The sequence below is a fragment of the Marinibactrum halimedae genome, assembly GCF_021234875.1.
GTDB classification, from domain to species: Bacteria; Pseudomonadota; Gammaproteobacteria; order Pseudomonadales; family Cellvibrionaceae; genus Marinibactrum; species Marinibactrum halimedae.
On record NZ_JAJQVM010000100.1, the window covers coordinates 1 to 1,315 of the forward strand.

The 1,315-nt window shown below is 39.3% G+C and carries 2 protein-coding genes; one reads left to right on the forward strand and one right to left on the reverse strand.

The window, feature by feature from the left end:
* Window positions 1-90: 90 nt before the first annotated feature.
* Window positions 91-633: a hypothetical protein gene (locus LU351_RS20450; RefSeq protein ID WP_232595937.1), complete on the reverse strand. Its 543-nt coding sequence runs from the start codon at window positions 631-633 to the stop codon at window positions 91-93.
* Between the two features lie 102 nt (window positions 634-735).
* Here LU351_RS20450 and LU351_RS20455 point away from each other — a divergent pair.
* Window positions 736-1,315 (forward strand): transposase (locus LU351_RS20455; protein WP_232592392.1); only part of this gene is annotated, 580 nt, incomplete at its 3' end.

Below are 1,315 nucleotides of genomic sequence, written 5' to 3' on the forward strand. Positions count from 1 at the left end.
AAAAGAACGAATTTTTATCCAATATTTTTGTAAATAAATGCGTAATGATAATTATTTTCGGTAAATGTTCCGGTAGAAAAAATTAGAAAATTATCGCGCTAAAAAAACGAATTTATAGAGGTTCCCAACTTTCTTATATGCGTTATAAATGTGCTCCGGCATACGTCTAGCTGCATCAACTGGCGATTCAAACTCTCCCGGTACCGCAATAAAATGTTTACCACTTACTGTTTTCTTAATACTAACTACGCCATCTCCCTCTAACACGTTCCAATCTTCACTTTCTTTCGAATATTGAACTCTCATTATTTTAGGTAAATCCAACACCTCACCAGTGAATTGATCTCCGTAAGACATCTTATTGATCATTACATCCCCGGCGTGTAAGTAATACTCAATCATCCAACCGCCTTTTTCAATAACACGTTTACTCTGATCCAGCGTAAGAGCCACACCTTTATTGAAGCTAGTTAAAGCGAATAATTCTCGAAAAATTTCGGTTAAGTGATAACTTGTGTGATGTTCGTAGATCAATTTTAGATAGATGGGAGCATCCCCTGCACGAACAAAAAGTCTGCGACCTACTCCGTACTGATCAATAACTAATTTCCAACCTTCGCGCGCGACAGCCATAGAGCATTCCTTTTGAGTAGATATGTCGATTATAGGGCACCTCTAAAAATAGCCCAACTTTGATATAATCTCACTGTTCAAAAATTTCAAGAGTTTCCTTCTATGTCTCAGCCCGGCTTTTTTGATTTAGATGACAGGTATCGCAAGTTAGATGAAAAAGATCCATTAGTTCATCTCAACAAACTGATATTTTGGGAAGCCTTTCGTCCGACCTTAAAGGAAATACGAAAGTCAAACCGAAAAAGCAATGCGGGTCGTAAAGCCTATGACGAGCTACTGATGTTCAAAGTACTCGTACTTCAGCACTTATACAATGTATCCGATGATCAGATAGAGTACCAAATACGGGACCGCTATTCTTTTTGCCGGTTTTTAGGTCTGACTCCATCGGACAAGGTGCCTGATGCCAAGACAGTGTGGCTGTTTAGAGAAAACCTAGTCAAAGCTGGTTTAATGAAGCGTTTGTTTTTTACTTTTGATGTTCAATTAGAGGAACACGGTTTTCAAGCAAGAAAAGGTCAAATAGTGGATGCGAGTTTTGTCGATGTTCCCAGGCAGCGCAATAAAAAGGAAGAAAACAAACAGATAAAACGCGGTGAAACGCCTGATCGTTTTGAAAAGAATCCGAACGTTGGCGCTCAAAAAGATACGGATGCCCGCTGGGCGAAGAAGAACCAAGAGA